The organism is Desulfosporosinus acididurans, from assembly GCF_001029285.1.
Lineage (GTDB): Bacteria > Bacillota > Desulfitobacteriia > Desulfitobacteriales > Desulfitobacteriaceae > Desulfosporosinus > Desulfosporosinus acididurans.
Genome location: NZ_LDZY01000006.1, coordinates 302841 through 318145, shown reverse-complemented (window position 1 = coordinate 318145; position 15305 = coordinate 302841). Strand labels below are relative to the sequence as shown.

At 45.4% G+C, this 15305-nt stretch carries 16 protein-coding genes; all 16 read left to right on the top strand.

Translation table 11 applies throughout. The annotated features are described in order from the left end of the window. Window positions 1-895 (top strand): RNA-guided endonuclease InsQ/TnpB family protein (locus tag DEAC_RS10710; RefSeq protein ID WP_047810072.1); only part of this gene is annotated, 895 nt, incomplete at its 5' end. 165 nt (window positions 896-1060) lie between these two features. Beyond that, a complete protein-coding gene (locus tag DEAC_RS23545) occupies window positions 1061-1408 on the top strand; it encodes a hypothetical protein (protein ID WP_053006375.1) in 348 nt (115 codons plus the stop codon). A 263-nt stretch (window positions 1409-1671) separates the two neighbouring features. Beyond that, entirely contained in the window at window positions 1672-3081 is a 1410-nt protein-coding gene (gene aspA / locus DEAC_RS10700; RefSeq protein ID WP_047810034.1) for an aspartate ammonia-lyase, read from the top strand. A gap of 675 nt (window positions 3082-3756) precedes the next feature. Next, complete coding sequence (locus tag DEAC_RS10695; protein WP_047810033.1) at window positions 3757-4020, top strand: DUF4321 domain-containing protein; 264 nt, start codon at window positions 3757-3759, stop codon at window positions 4018-4020. A gap of 1 nt (window position 4021) precedes the next feature. After that, window positions 4022-4660: a Maf family protein gene (locus DEAC_RS10690; RefSeq protein WP_047810032.1), complete on the top strand. Its 639-nt coding sequence runs from the start codon at window positions 4022-4024 to the stop codon at window positions 4658-4660. Then, window positions 4629-5312, top strand: coding sequence for a RadC family protein (gene radC, locus DEAC_RS10685; RefSeq protein ID WP_047810031.1), 684 nt, complete (start codon window positions 4629-4631; stop codon window positions 5310-5312). Before DEAC_RS10690 ends, radC begins: the two co-directional genes overlap by 32 nt. Window positions 5313-5612: 300 nt before the next feature. After that, on the top strand, window positions 5613-6632 hold the full coding sequence (locus DEAC_RS10680) for a rod shape-determining protein (protein WP_047810030.1): 1020 nt from the start codon (window positions 5613-5615) through the stop codon (window positions 6630-6632). An 18-nt stretch (window positions 6633-6650) separates the two neighbouring features. After that, complete coding sequence (gene mreC / locus DEAC_RS10675) at window positions 6651-7520, top strand: rod shape-determining protein MreC (RefSeq protein WP_083996061.1); 870 nt, start codon at window positions 6651-6653, stop codon at window positions 7518-7520. Continuing rightward, the gene (mreD, locus tag DEAC_RS10670; RefSeq protein ID WP_047810028.1) at window positions 7520-8026 is read left to right on the top strand and encodes a rod shape-determining protein MreD; all 507 of its coding nucleotides are present in this window, start codon (window positions 7520-7522) and stop codon (window positions 8024-8026) included. Before mreC ends, mreD begins: the two co-directional genes overlap by 1 nt. Window positions 8027-8053: 27 nt before the next feature. Then, window positions 8054-10159: a penicillin-binding protein 2 gene (gene mrdA / locus DEAC_RS10665; RefSeq protein WP_047810027.1), complete on the top strand. Its 2106-nt coding sequence runs from the start codon at window positions 8054-8056 to the stop codon at window positions 10157-10159. A gap of 111 nt (window positions 10160-10270) precedes the next feature. Beyond that, window positions 10271-10951, top strand: a complete 681-nt coding sequence (gene minC / locus DEAC_RS10660; RefSeq protein WP_047810026.1) for a septum site-determining protein MinC — start codon at window positions 10271-10273, stop codon at window positions 10949-10951. Window positions 10952-10988: 37 nt separating this feature from the next. Continuing rightward, complete coding sequence (gene minD / locus DEAC_RS10655; protein WP_047810025.1) at window positions 10989-11783, top strand: septum site-determining protein MinD; 795 nt, start codon at window positions 10989-10991, stop codon at window positions 11781-11783. A gap of 29 nt (window positions 11784-11812) precedes the next feature. Then, window positions 11813-12091, top strand: a complete 279-nt coding sequence (minE, locus tag DEAC_RS10650; RefSeq protein WP_047810024.1) for a cell division topological specificity factor MinE — start codon at window positions 11813-11815, stop codon at window positions 12089-12091. Window positions 12092-12241: 150 nt separating this feature from the next. Further along, a complete protein-coding gene (rodA, locus tag DEAC_RS10645) occupies window positions 12242-13402 on the top strand; it encodes a rod shape-determining protein RodA (RefSeq protein ID WP_047810023.1) in 1161 nt (386 codons plus the stop codon). A 113-nt stretch (window positions 13403-13515) separates the two neighbouring features. Beyond that, entirely contained in the window at window positions 13516-14298 is a 783-nt protein-coding gene (locus DEAC_RS10640; RefSeq protein WP_047810022.1) for a murein hydrolase activator EnvC family protein, read from the top strand. 16 nt (window positions 14299-14314) lie between these two features. After that, a complete protein-coding gene (locus DEAC_RS10635; protein ID WP_047810021.1) occupies window positions 14315-15205 on the top strand; it encodes a M50 family metallopeptidase in 891 nt (296 codons plus the stop codon). The last annotated feature ends 100 nt before the right edge of the window (window positions 15206-15305 follow it).

Below are 15305 nucleotides of genomic sequence, written 5' to 3'. Positions count from 1 at the left end.
GGCTAATGCTCAACTGAATTTGCAGACCGCATACAAAAACTTCTTTCGGGATAAATCAATAGGCTTTCCGAAGTTCAAAAACAAGCATCGTGACAAGAAATCCTATACTACCAACAATCAAGGTGGAACAATCAGGCTTATTGACAGTAAGATAATTCGATTGCCAAAATTAAAAGATGTACGGATTAAGCTACACCGACAATTACCTAAAGAAGCCGTTATAAAGTCTGCGACTATAAGCAAAACTCCTACAGGGAACTACTATATTTCCGTATTGGTTGAGTTTGAAGCCGCTATAAAGCCCGTAACACCAACGAGAGAAACGGTACTAGGTTTGGATTATTCATCAAAGACATTGTTTGTCGATAGCCAAGCAAATAATGCCGATTATCCAAAGTTCTACCGTCAAGCCGAAGCAAAATTGAAAAAAGCACAACGCAAACTATCTAAACGCCAAAAGGGTAGTAAAAACCGTGACAAACAACGTCGTAAGGTTGCCAAACTGCATGAAAAAGTAGCTCATCAACGAAAGGACTTCTTGCATAAACTGTCTAGGCAAATAGCCGATGATTACTCAGCTATTGCCATTGAAGACCTAAATATGCTTGGCATAGCTCAATGTCTCAATCTTGCAAAATCCACGAATGACAATGGTTTTGGTATGCTAAGAACTTTTCTAACATACAAACTTACTGAACAGGGAAAACAGTTAGTCGTTATTGATAAGTGGTTTCCATCCAGTAAGATGTGCAGGTTCTGCAACAACGAAAATAAAGAACTAACTCTATCAGATAGGACCTGGACTTGTAGTCATTGCGGAGCAGAATTAGACCGCGACATAAACGCTGCTATCAATATCAAAAATGAGGGCTGCCGCTTGCTTGGCATAGCCTAATCCATAACTAAGAACCGTTGGGCAAACGGGGTTAGCTTGGTAATTATACTGGCATAAGCTGGTATGTCCCAAGAAGCCCCCACCTCTAAGCGTTAGCATAGGTGGTGGGAGTATGTCACTCTTACAGGAGTTGATTTTAGTGTTGAGGCACTCACTCGTCTGGAGATGTTCGCGAGAAGAAATAATCATTATGTTAGGACAAGAGAACTAGATTTAAGCATTAGTGATTCATTAAGGGATATCGGGTCATTTGATAACATAGTAATTAACCATTTTAGATTAGGTAGAGAACAGCTCGTAGAAATTAAAAATCATATTACGGATAATGGAGTTTTATTTATTTGTGGCTTTGGGTATAAGCATAAGATTGACTCTAGAATCAGAAAAGAGGATTTAATTCAACAAAATGATTTCGATGATCTGGATAAATTTTTTGAGTTAATAAACTATAGCGAAAATGAAGATGATAGAGGATTTATTGTTACGTATATTTTTCGCAGGAGAAATAGTTAAGGGGGTAGTAATCGGGTAAGAAAACGTGGAAATATTTATATCGCTAACTTGGACCCTACTCTCTAGGTTTAGAAGAATCTAAAGAGAGAAGGGTTCTTGTTGTTTTCAATAGAATCGACACCCCAAAAAGTAATCCCGTATAATTTGGCCCCTCTTGGCGAATAAGTAAAGGGAAGTTTTCCGTCGACAACCTTTTAGAATAGTTGTATAATGTATACAAAATACATTATGCTTACTTCGCTAAGGATTGGAGAGGTCATAGTATGCGTCAAGAAAAAGATTTAATAGGTGTTCATGATGTTCCGGATGATGTTTATTATGGGATTCAAACATTAAGAGCAACTGAAAATTTCCCCATTACGGGGTATCATCCTCATCGAGAATTGATTCGTGCTTTGGGCATGGTTAAAGGGGCGGCTGCTGAGGCTAATATGTTTGTTGGTTCTCTGAGTCCTGCCATAGGCAAAGTGATTGTTGAAGCTTCGAAGGAGCTTATTGACGGGAAGTTTGATGATCAGTTTGTTGTTGATGTGATTCAAGGAGGGGCCGGGACTTCTATAAATATGAACGCCAATGAAGTTATTGCCAATCGGGCGATAGAGCTTCTTGACGGTAAAAAGGGAGAGTACTTTAAAGTTCATCCCAATGTGCATGTTAACATGGCACAAAGTACCAACGATGTTTTTCCTACGGCAATTCGTATTGCCAGTCTGAATGTGGCTACGGATTTGCTGAAGGCTTTGGATGAATTGCGCCAATCCCTGGAGAAGAAAGCTCAGGAATTTGACGGGATCATTAAAATGGGCAGAACTCATTTGCAGGATGCTGTGCCGATTCGTCTTGGTCAGGAGTTTTCGGCCTATGCTCATATGATGGGCCGCGATCTTCAGCGGATAAAGCAGGCGATGAAATCTCTTGAAGTGATTAATATGGGTGCTACTGCGGTAGGCACAGGTTTGAATGCAGACCCCAGGTATATTGAGAAGGTTACGGAACGTATTGTGGAATGGACAAACCTGCCAATGCGTATGGCCGATGATTTGGTTGATGCCACTCAGAACACGGATGCCTTTATGGAGGTTTCGGGAGCTCTGAAAACTTTGGCCGTCAATCTTTCTAAAGTGGCGAATGACTTGCGGTTGATGGCCTCAGGGCCGAGAACCGGTTTGAATGAGATTAATCTGCCCCCGATGCAGCCAGGGTCTTCGATCATGCCTGGGAAGGTAAACCCGGTAATGGCAGAAGTGGTTAACCAAGTTGCTTTTCAGGTTCAGGGGAATGATTTTACGATTGCCTTAGCTTGTGGAGCCGGTCAGCTTGAGCTGAATGTTATGGAGCCTGTTGTTGTGTTTAATCTGCTGCAATCCTTAGACATCTTGCGCAATGTGATGCGTGTTTTCCGTCAACGATGTGTGGAGGGGATTACGGCAAATGTCGAACGCTGCAGCTACATGGTGGAAAACAGTGTGGGAATTGTTACCGCGATTAACCCGCATGTAGGCTATGAAGTAGCTTCCGGTGTGGCCAAGGAAGCGATTATGAGCGGCAGACCAGTTCGGGATATTGTGCTGGAAAAGGGAGTTTTGACTTCTGAAGAGCTTGATATAATTTTACATCCTTATGAAATGACAAAACCCGGCATTGCGGGGGCGGAGTTGTTGGAGAGGAAATAGAGCGAGAATCGCGTCACACTTGTTCAGCCATGCGGTCGCCGCGCCAAACTAGGGCTTTAAATTCTTAATGCAAGCGGGTGGGGCCCCACTAATGAAAGAGAATTTAAAGCTGAGTTTGGCTGCGGCTCGTGCAGAGGCATCACGCGTTGTGACGCGAATCCTTAGTAAAAGATAGGCTATATGGACTATTTACACCTTCTATGCTATATTTTACAGTTGAGGTAGGAATTTTGTATAGGAGGACCTTGATTTGTCGAATAAACCATTACCTTGGCATAAAATGAATGCTGGAAAACAAAATAAAATTATCATCGGGGTGTGTGTCCTAATTGCTTTTTGTGTCATAGGTGTTTCATATCTTTTGTTTCACTGACCGATTAGCTGTTGACCAATCAAGGACAAGAAAAATTCGAAAGAAACAAGGGACGGTTCTTTACTGTATGAACTTAATTTTCATGCCGTAAAGAACCGTTCTTCATTCAAAGCAATTATAACGGATACCTTTTATCAAATAATTCTATAGTATTTTTATTTTTTAAAGGTGTTCTTTTTAGGCTTCAGGCAAGGGGTTGAACTTGCTTAGTCAGGGGGAAGATGCTAAACTTAGTGAGAAGTCATAGTTTGGGGATTTGTAGATAAAAAGACTGAATTTCTGAGATGGAAGGGGAAAAAACTATGGCGGTTGGGCGTAATTCTTCGGGGACAGGAAGAATGATATTGCTCATTTTGATAGGTGCTGCCCTGGGAACTCTAGTCGGGTTCGGCTTGGATAAATATGGCATTTTTGCGCCGTTTTTAAAGCCGGCCGTCATTGATTTTCCATCACATACTTACTTCGATTTCTTTTTTCTCTCTCTTTCTTTTGGTTTTCGTTTGAGTATTACCAGTGCTACCTTGATTGGTGCCCTGGGCGGATATATGTTATCAAGGAAGTGGTAAGGTGCTTGTACTTGCATCGACATCTCCCCGCAGAGCAATGCTGCTTCAAGAGGCCGGCTTCTTATTTGAAACAGTTAAATCAATTGTTTCGGAAACGCTGCCTGTTGGAATGTTACCGAAGCCCGGGGTTAGAGAATTGGCAGAACGCAAAGCAAGAGCAGGTCTTAAGCAGTGGCTGGAACTTGGGGGAAACTCCTTGGATGCTGTGTTAGGTGCGGATACTATGGTTGTATTAGATACTCGAATCTTGGGGAAACCAGCGAATCCGCAGGAAGCAGAAGAAATGCTGCACGACTTAAGCGGACGCAATCACGCAGTGCTGACCGGTGTGGCATTGCTCAATGGTTTGGGAAAATTAAAAATTGAGGTGATAGAAACCTCTGTGGTTTTTCGCCCGATTTCCACTGAGGAAATAAAAGATTATGTCAGTAGCGGTGAACCGATGGATAAAGCGGGTGCTTATGGAATTCAGGGGGGAGCTAAAAAGTTTGTCACAGCCATCGAGGGATCGCTGACAAACGTTATTGGTCTTCCCATGGAATATCTAACAGAACAGTTGAAGGCGTGGGGGATTGAGCAGATAAATATCGCTTCACGCGGGGTGAATCATGGAGTATCGGCGTCTGAAAGATTTACCTGAGGAATTATTGCCTCGGGAAAGACTTTGCTTACTGGGACCTGAGGTATTGTCCAATAGTGAAATTCTGGCAATTCTCTTGCGCACCGGTATTAAAGGGGAAAACGTTTTAACTCTGGCGGAGCGTATCTTAGCCGGGGTTGGCGGTCTTTCGGGGTTAGGAAAGCTTACCGTTCACGAATTAGCTCAAATTCACGGTTTAGGCAAGGCGAAGTCCGCTGAGCTGAAAGCTGCCCTTGAATTGGGACGCCGTTCGGTTTCTGTGGACCCAATGTCAAGGCCTACCGTCAATTCACCGCAGGATGTGGCCCATATTGTTATGGAAGAGATGCGCTATCTCGACAGGGAACATTTCCGAGTCGTCTCTCTTTCGACGAAAAATCATGTCTTGGGGATCAGTCCCGTTTCTATTGGTTCGCTGAATTCATCGTTGGTTCATCCGCGGGAATGTTTTAAAGAGGCTATTCGGAGAAACTCCAATGCCATTATTTTATTACATAATCATCCCAGCGGCGACCCAACACCTAGTAAGGAAGATATAGACGTTACCCGCCGTCTGGCCGACGGGGGAAAGATACTAGGGATTGAAGTTCTTGATCACGTAATTATTGGTGATAACCGTTATGTTAGTTTGAAAGAACGGGGAATCCTATAAAAGAACATCAATGAACTCGCTTACGCTAAAGCTGAACATCGAGGTTTCAGATACAATAATGTCCAGTGGACATTATTGCCGAGCCGCCTTTCCCAATAGGAATGCTTAGCGGCGAAGGAGGACCCACCCCCACTTATAGAAGTTGGGGGCCTTAAAAACTGGATAAATGAGACAAGCGAAATATGTTCATAATTAATTAGCAATCAGTGCTCAGGTTCGAAGAGAAGATTTGGTAGTTTAAGGGTTTAACGGGTATACTGTTTGTATATAGAGAGTGACTGGAAGGAGTTTTTAGAAACCATGTTTAGTATTTTCAGCCGGGATTTAGGGATTGACCTTGGGACAGCGAACTCATTAGTTCATTTAAAAGGAAAAGGGATTGTTGTACGTGAGCCTTCTGTTGTTGCGATGGATATTATGACGAAGACCCCGATGGCTGTAGGAGACAAGGCTAAAGAAATGATTGGCCGTACTCCCAGCAATATTGTTGCTATTCGCCCTCTTAAAGATGGGGTTATTTCGGATTTTAATATAACTCAGAAGATGCTGAAATACTTTATTAGCCGGGCACTTGGCACAGATCATCCGTTTATTCGTCCCAGGGTGGTAATCTGTGTGCCTTCCGGTGTAACTCCTGTTGAGGAACGGGCGGTTAAAGAAGCAGCTATGGCCGCCGGAGCGAAAGATCCAATGATTTTGGAAGAACCTATGGCAGCGGCTATTGGTGCCGGACTTCCAGTGAGTGAACCTACAGGCAACATGATTGTTGATATCGGTGGGGGAACGACGGAAGTTGCCGTTATTTCTTTGGGAGGTATTGTCACCAGCCGTTCCATTCGCGTTGCAGGCGATGAAATGGATGATGCGATTATTGCCCATATTAAGAGACGCTATAATTTGACGGTAGGTTATCGGACTGCTGAATCATTAAAATTTGAAATTGGCTATGCTTATATGTCTGAACCGGGAAATTACACTGTGCGAGGGCGTGACCTGTTGACCGGACTTCCCAAAACCATTGACGTTTCGGCGGAAGAAATCCAGGATGCGCTGCAGGAACCTGTCATGGCTATTGTCGATGCAGTGAAGTCGTGTTTGGAAAAAACTCCGCCGGAATTATCATCTGACATTATGGATCGCGGGATTATGATGGCGGGAGGAGGCTCATTGCTGCGCAATCTCGATCGGTTGATTTCAGATGAAACAGGAATTGCGGTGCACTTGGCGGAGGACCCTCTGTCCTGTGTTGTCCACGGGACAGGGCATGTCCTGGAACACGCTGATGTTCTTCGTAAAATAGCTGCCTCGCAAAAAAGCTAGGGATAGCGGGGAGGAATCATGGTGGGGAAGAGAGTTAATGTAACGGGAATTGCGGTTCTCGTTTTCTTTCTGTTGCTAGGGGTATTGATCAGTATTCGCTTGACAGGTCTCGGCAGCCGGTTTCCCAATCCTGTTGGGGGAGCTATGCAGCGAGTGCTGAGTGTTGTAGAAAAACCAATGCTTCAGTTAGGAAACGGAATTCGAGATAATACCAAAGCCTTATGGAATTTTAGAAATGTAGAACTAGAAAACCAACAATTACAAAAAAAAGTCGCTCAGTTAACCGGCGATAACCTTAAACTTAAGCAGCAAGTTTTAGCCGGATTAAGGTACAATGAGCTTGATCAGGGGATCTTTCGCAGCCCGACGCTTGACAAGTATACTAAAGTCGGGGCTTCGATCATCAATCGTAATCCGACGACTTGGTACCGGACACTGACTGTCAATCGGGGAAGTCAGGACGGGGTTCAGGTTAATGATCCTGTGATCGGAGACTTGGGGCTTGTGGGTAAGGTGGTGACTGTTTCGCCAACGACGTCCGAAGTTTTGATGATTCTTGATGGTGAAGGAGAAGTGAGCGCTGTTGTCCGCGGCAGCACCGGCAGCGGTACTTTCGGCATTGTCCAAGGGACGTATAAACGAGGCTCGCGTCTGACCCCTGAGGGAAATCTTGAAATGCTCTTTCGTCGGGCCGACAATGTTAATGTCGGAAATTTGGTCTTGACTTCAGGCCAAGGCGGAGTATATCCTCAAGATGTTCCTATCGGGAAAGTCAAGCAAATCGAACTTGATCCTTCAGGACTTCTCAAAACTGCCTATATCCAGCCTTTGGTTGATTTTGATTCCTTGGAAGAGGTGTATATAGTTAAAGTGGTGGGGGCGAAATAATGCGCTACATCCTAATTGCTTTAATGTTTTTCCTTAGTCTGATCCTGCCGGGAACCCTCTTTCATTTCTGGGCCTGGTCGGGTATTAAACCGGATCTTCTAATCTTGTTAACCATCTATATGGCTATGCACCACAGGCGTCTTTCGAGCGTCCTTTGGGGTTTGGGGGCAGGATTATTGGAAGACTTTTACTTAGGCCGGTATATAGGAATGTACACACTCACGTTATTAATCGTAGCCTTCCTAAGTAACTGGCTGACAGAACGTTGGTATCGTGACAATTTTCTGTTAACCACCTTCATGGTTTTTATTGTCACGGTCGCCGGCCAAACCTGTGTTGCCTTTTTAGGACTTGGAGCGGGGCTGCAATGGTCTTTGGGAGATGTTGTTCAATTAATCTTTGGTGTTGCTTTATATAACGCTGTTCTGGTTCCTATAACCTATCCTTTGATTCATCGGTCCTTTTTACACGGTTGGCTGCGCTATCGCCCAAGGTATGATAGATAGTGAGAGTAAAATGGAGGAGTTTTTGAGATGGATGATAAAGAACGAAAGCCATATACGCATCGTTTTTGGGGACTCTCCACAGTGGTTTTGCTCGTATTTCTAATTTTAGGCTTTAACCTATGGCGCTTGCAGATTGCTGAAGGATCTTATTATTCGGAAATGGCCAAGGGCAACGTGATGCAGGTCGTGAAAATTCCAACAACTCGCGGGGATATTGTCGATAAGAACAATAAACTTCTTGCTACCAGTGTGCCGGAGTTTGTTTTAACCCTGGACTGGCTCGATTTGCAGCAGTCGAAGACAACAAACTGGAAGGACGTTGTCAAACGTTTAGCGGGCTTTATTAAACCTTATTGGCCTAACCCTAATGAGAGCGTTGATAACATTGATGTGGATATTTTAGTCAACGTCCAAAACCATCAATGGGAACGATACCGTCCTGTGACCATTATGCAGAATGTTCCACAGGAACTTCAAGCGATCGTTGCTGAACATCAGGATGAGCTTCCCGGTGTCAGTGTCGACGCTATACCTATTCGCTCTTACCCTCAGCATACCTTGGCAGGCCAGATTCTTGGCTATGTGCGGGAGATTGGTCCTAATGAGATAGACCAGTTCAATCAAAATCCTGATGCGAAAAAGGCCGGATTCACCTATTCTCAAGGAGATTTAGTCGGTAAGGACGGCGTCGAGAAATCCTATGATTTTTGGCTGCGCGGCAAGGAAGGCGTTCAGCAAGTAGAAGTTGACAATAATGCCCGCCCTCTGTCTAAAAAAGTGGTTCAGCCTCCCGAGCCGGGAAAGACGGTTCAGTTAACGATTGATGCCGATTTGCAAAAAACGGTTGAAGACAGCCTCGATCAGGTTATCGCCAATGTTCAGAAGACAACGAATCCTAACGCCAAGTCGGGTGCAGCAGTCGTTATTGATGTCAATACCGGCAAGATTCTGGCTATGGCCTCCCGCCCGAGTATGGACCCGAATGATTTAATTGGTAATATTTCTCAGGCCGTATCGGATAAATACTTTACCAATAAAGATGCACCTGCCGCTTCCCTGGACCGTGCCATTGCCGGTCTTTACCCGCCTGGTTCCACGTTTAAAATGATCACAGCCATGGCTGCCTTACAGCTGAAAGTGACGAACCCGCAGGAACAGATCAGTGATGTCCTTTCATCTTTAGGAAATATTGTAGCGCAGCGTCAGGGCTTTGTAGAATGGGGCGGAAATAACTTTGGCCTTGTAAACCTCTATCGGGCTATAGCCTTATCGTCAGACATTTATTTTGAGGTCATAGGCAGGCGGGTATTTGACGCAAATCCGGAATTTATTGGTCAGATTGCCCATGAATTTGGCTTAGGTACGTACAGCGGTGTCGATTTGCCCGGAGAAGCGAAGGGACTTGTACCGTCGGCAGCCTGGAAGAAAGCCAATAATCAGCCTAAATATGATAAAGAGCGGGATCAGAAACTCGCTGACATCAGCAGCAAATATGATGCAAAAATTGCCCAGGCGAAAGATACTCAGACTAAGCAAAAACTCCAAGCTCAGGAAGATCAGGAGAAAAAACAGGTTCAGGTTTGGTATCAGCAAATGATTAGTCAGAATGTCAATTGGCAAGCTTATGACAGCTATAACAACGCTATTGGGCAAGGGTATAATGATTATACCCCACTCCAGCTGGCAGATTATGTGGCAACCATAGTGAACGGCGGAAAACACTATCAGCCCTATATCGTCAATAAAATTACAGATCCCATCACGGGAAAGGTCGTCAAACAAAATGAACCGAAAGTTATCAATACAGTGTCCATTTCGCCTAGTGTTTTAAATACGGTTAAACAAGCCATGCAGGCTACGACAAGAGGGGAAGGAACAGCATCCTTTCTATTCTCCGACCTTCCGGAATTCTCGGGGGGTGCCAAAACGGGTACCGCGCAAATCGGGTCGAAAGATACAATTTCGGGTGAGCTCTATAACGGAGAGTTTGTGGCCTTTGCTCCTTATGATCATCCTCAAATTGCCTTTGCCGGTGTTGTTGAATATGGCAGTCACGGCGGGGATACCGCAGGATACGTCGCTAGAGCGGCATTTATGAAGTATTTTGGTTGGAAATCCACGAATGGGGGCTAAAAAACGAGGAAATTTCTCCTCGTTTTTTTTTAAGAAGAAAAGGGAATTGGGACAGGCTTGTAGAATTTATAGAAGGCATCGATTATGAGAAGCAATGGAGGATTGTGCAGGTTGACACGGACAGAACATGTTGCCCTGAAGGGCACCCGCGAAGGATTAGTGCTATACTTTGATCCCCTCGCGGATTTCGGATTGTTGCTAACGGAACTCAACAAGCTCCTGAAGGATTCAGTTCAATTCCTGCAAGGTGCGACAGTTCGGTGTTTTGCTGGAGACAAAGAATACTCAGAGGATGAACATGACCAGCTAACAAATCTTTTACAAGAGCATCAGTTGGAACTTGGGGGATGGTTAACGACGGAGGAAGTGTACGTGCCAGGAAAAGTTCAATCCCAGGCAATTGAGAAAGAAACGCGACTTGGAGATGAAGGAATGGTGGAAGGACACTGCCTCTTCGTAGAGCGCAACTTGCGTAACGGCAATAGTGTGCAATATGAGGGTCATGTAGTTGTACTGGGTGATGTCAATCCTGGTGCTGAGATTATTGCAACGGGGAACATTGTTGTTTTAGGATCCTTGCGCGGTGTTGCTCATGCAGGAGCAACCGGTGAACGGAATGCCTCAGTTAGCGCCTATCATCTTGCTCCTACTCAGCTAAGAATCGCAGATTTAGTTACCAGAGCGCCGGATGAGGATTCAGAGGAACGTGGACCGGAAATTGCCAGAATCAAAGATGACCGCTTGATTGTAGAAGCAGCCGGTTTAATTGGTTATCGCGGCAAGGGTCGTTGAGAAGAATAAAGAACTATGCGGAAAGGTAGGTCAAACTATGGGAGAGGTAATCGTCGTAACTTCCGGTAAAGGGGGCGTAGGCAAGACCACAACATCAGCAAATATCGGGACTGGACTTGCGCAGGCAGGTTTTAGCGTCGTTTTAGTCGATACAGATATCGGTTTACGTAATCTTGATGTAGTGATGGGGCTGGAGAACCGGATTGTCTATGATCTTGTGGATGTGACGAGCGAAAATTGCCGTTTAAAGCAAGCGCTCATTAAAGATAAACGTTTTGCGAATCTCCACCTGCTTCCGGCTGCCCAAACGAAGGATAAAACAGCCGTCAGTCCGGAGCAGATGAAGGCCTTGGCAGAGGAGTTAAAGAAAGAATTTGACTATGCAATTATCGATTGTCCTGCAGGTATTGAGCAAGGTTTCCGCAATGCTATTGCCGGAGCAGATCGAGCAGTTGTTGTCTGTACTCCTGAAGTCAGTTCGGTACGGGATGCTGACCGGATTATCGGCCTCTTAGAGGCGGCAGATCTTAAAAACCCTAAATTAATTATCAATCGCATTCGTCCTCAGATGGTAAAACGCGGGGATATGATGGATATCGATGATATTTTGGATATTTTGGCTATTGATTTGATCGGGGTTGTTCCGGAAGATGAGAGTATTGTTGTTTCCACGAACCGGGGAGAACCTTGTGTTATGGATAAAAACTCCAAAGCAGGAGAGGCTTATCGCAGAATCACCAAGCGGATTCAGGGCGAAGAGGTTCCTCTGATGAATTTGGATGTACCGGAAGGATTTATGGATAAAATTAAGAAACTTGTCGGCCTACGTTAATCGTTCGGTAGTGAGAGGAGGAATCGTCCTTGTTAGAATTTATCAGCCGCATCCTTGGCAAGGAAACTGCCTCGAGCAAGTCGTTGGCTAAAGAACGTCTGCGACTCGTTTTGGTTCATGACCGTGCCAGTATATCACCAGCTATGCTCAACCGCTTGAGGGAAGATTTGGTTCAGGTGATTTCCAACTACATGGAAATTGACGAAACCGCCCTGGAATTTAATCTTTGTCAAGATGAACGGGATGTGGCCTTGGTGGCAAATATTCCGGTTCTTAAGATGAAGCGTGATTATGCGGCAAAATGTTAGGGTAATACGTTGAGAGAATGTTGGTAACGCTGCAGCGACAGAAATAAGTTGCTGCAGTGTTTTTCTATTTCTTTCCTTTTATTATTGTTGGGGAGAAAAGTCGAGTTGTGATATAATGGTTAAGGATGTTAACTGAAGGGGACAATTTTTGTGGATAAACGTGTATATAGAAACGTAGATCTGTTATTTGTGGTTTTTACATTCCTGCTTTTAGCAGCGAGCTTATTTATCCTCAGCACCGCTTCTATTAATGTGGACAAGGCGGACCCGATGCATTATGTCAAAGCCCAAGCGGTTTGGATTGCCAGCGGGATTGTGATCGCGATCGTTCTGGCTTCCATTGATTATCAGAAATGGCGGCATTTTCGCTGGTGGATTTACGGGTTGAATCTCGCTTTGCTCGGAGCGGTAATTCTATTTGGTTCCAGCGCCAAAGGAGCGACGCGTTGGATACCCATCACCTCAACGATTACGATCCAACCTTCGGAATTCGCTAAGATTTTCATTATCCTTACCCTGGCGGACTTTTTAGCGGAACGACAAGGAAAACTGAATAATTTCAAGGATTTTATTCCGCCCTTTCTCTTTGTTTTAATCCCCATGCTTTTGATATTTAAACAGCCTGACTTGGGAACCACTCTGGTTTTTGCGGCGATTTTCATCGGTATGATGTTTGTTGCCGGAGCGAATCCCTATAAATTCGGCGGTTTGTTATTGGGCGGTGTCTGTATAGTGGCGGTTGCTCTCTGGCTTCACTTCGCGACGGACCTCCCTTGGTGGCTGCATTGGGCTCAAGGACTTCCGCTCCCCATGCAGGACTATCAGTTAAAGCGGCTGACGATTTTCGTGAATCCGGCGGCAGATACCACAGGTGACGGTTACCATATTATTCAGTCTATCTGGGCTATTGGTTCGGGGGGGTTCTGGGGTAAAGGGTATCGCATGGGAACGCAGGGGCAGCTGAATTTTCTCCCCGAACATCATACGGATTTTATTTTTTCCGTTGTTGGTGAAGAATTTGGCTTTATCGGTACGGTGACCTTGCTCTTCATTTTCCTGATCTTTATTCTCCGCAGTGTCAGTATTGCCATGAAAGCTCGAGGACCTTATGGGATGCTGGTCGGGACAGGAATCATCTCCATGTTTACCTTCCATATCTTAGTCAATGTTGGGATGACTTCGGGGATTATGCCTGTAACCGGCATCCCTTTACCGCTGATAAGCTTTGGCGGAAGTGCCATGTGGTCCAATATGGCGGCCGTCGGACTGCTGCTGAGCATCAATCTCAGGAGTCAAAGGCTAATGTTCTGAGTGAATCAAAAATAGAACTCTTAGGAGTTCTATTTTTTTTGCCCTTTCATAGACTAGTAAAGAACTAGTACGAGCTTGGTCCTAGCGATCAACGGTAAAGTGAGGCCTGCAGTATGAATCCTTTTGAACGTTGGGATGATTGGGAATGGGAACGAGCGATCCAAGAGGTTGGCAAAGAAAGAGGACAGGGAAGAGCGGGGAGCCGTAATTACAATCCCCGTAGGCAGCGGCCATCGCCCAGGGAAACCTGGGTAGATATGTTTAAGCATTGGAACGGAATCCAGAAACAGACACTTATCGCAGCTATGTTATTTCTTCTGGTTTTCTTCAGTGCTAATGGCACGGACAGCATCTCGCAAATGGTCCACGGTCTCTACCGCAGCGCCATGGACTCGGGAAATTATTATGACAGTCTGAACGGAATGGCCAAAGATGCCTTGTCTCTCAGTGGAGTCAGCAATAAGAGCGTTCCTGTTGATGCCAAGATGTTAGGGCAGTTTCTGCCGCCCATTTCCGGGCAGGTGATGGCTAAATTTGGGATTAAAGGTGATGACGGAACGAATGCTGCCGGTACAGTCCATCAAGGCATTGACGTTCTCAGCTCCTTGGGAGCCCCTGTGGCTGCGCCTGCCGACGGAGTCGTGACCTTTGTGGGCAGTGATCCGCAATTGGGGAATATCGTGAAGGCAGATTTAGGTGACGGATGGACGACGGTGCTCGGAAATCTGGGGACAGTTTATGTGAAAAAAGGTCAACGGATCAACCGGGGAGGTGTTCTGGGGACGGTTGGTTTATCGGCTCCTCTGAAGAAGCCTTGGCTGCACTTCGAACTGCGCAAGAACAACAAACCCCTTGATCCAATACCCTACTTGATTCCACCTCAGTCTAAAAATTAGGGGAGCGGATTTAACTATGGAGCTTTTTAAAGTTTTTGGGATAAGCCTGCGAATCCATCCGACGTTCTTTCTTTTTTTGGCGATTTATGGAGTCCTGGGTCTTGCAGCCCAGGCTCTTCTCATCTTTGCTTTGGTCCTAGGCCATGAGTTGAGCCACCTTTTAACGGCTCGGGCCTATGGTTTCAGAGTCGTCGGTCTGGAGCTTTTCCCCTTTGGCGGTGCAGCCTATTGTGACGATCTTTTCGAGGGGCGAAAAATCGAGGAGAGTATCATGGCTCTGGCCGGTCCGGCCTTTAATATCGTTCTTGTCTTTGCTGCCCAAGGCTTAAGGTGGCAGGGGATTTGGACAGGAGACTTTGCGGATGATTTTGTGCGCTATAATCTTTGGCTGGCAGTGTTTAACTTGTTTCCTGTCCTGCCTCTGGACGGCGGGCGGATTATGCGGGCTCTTTGGGCGGATGCTTTCGGTTTTGTGCGGACGACGAAGTTCCTGGCCTGGGCAGGGAAAGGGCTGGGCGTTCTGCTGACTCTTTATGGCATCTTTCTCTTGAGTAAGGGACAGTTTTCTGAAGGCCCTTTGACCTTCATAATCCTGGGGGGATTTTTCTGGCTGGCAGGCAGCAAGGAAATTTCAGCCGCGCATATCACCTTTCTCCGGCAGTTAACCCATAAGAAGGAGGAATTGCTCAAGAAGGGACTTATGCGCAGCAAATGGCTCACTGTCCAGCCCAATACTCCCTTAGTACGCATTGTTGAGGAATTTACCCCAGATCGTTATACTCTCATTAGTTTGACAAAGGAAGGAATGGATCTGGAAAAGATTCTGACAGAAACGGATGTCTTAGAGGGCATGTTGAGAGAAGGAATTCGTTTTCCTGTGGGCAAGCTGGACAAAAAGATCAGCTGATTAAGGGTTTCTGGAAACCTCAGGGAACTTGGACAGAATATTGGGTATTTTGTACAATCTGTGATATAATGTAAGTTCACAAAGGAGTACAAGGAGGCTT